We start from the raw sequence: 237 nt of genomic DNA, 5'->3' as shown, positions 1-237 counted from the left end.
TTGTTTTACGAAATTTTGCCCATTTGTAATGGGTTAAGTTAAGCGGTAGTGTACTTGAATCAATGATCTTTAATGACATGTTCTTTCTATTTTTAAAGTGGATTTGTTGTATTTGATAAACAAGATCTATGAATAGGGTTGAAAGAATTTCTGGATTGATTTCATTGTTTTTTCGTGATAATTGAGAGGCACTTATCGATTCAAATCCAAGTGTTTTTTGCAGATCTTCATTAAGTA

General features: G+C 30.0%; 1 pseudogene. It reads right to left on the bottom strand.

Annotation, left to right across the window (positions count from 1 at the left end):
• Window positions 1–237: pseudogene (locus TEPIDINF_RS15320) on the bottom strand (IS4 family transposase); the annotation flags it as partial.

It is taken from the genome of Tepidibacillus infernus, from assembly GCF_048898065.1.
Lineage (GTDB): Bacteria > Bacillota > Bacilli > Tepidibacillales > Tepidibacillaceae > Tepidibacillus_B > Tepidibacillus_B infernus.
This window is presented reverse-complemented; position numbering and strand designations above follow the sequence as displayed.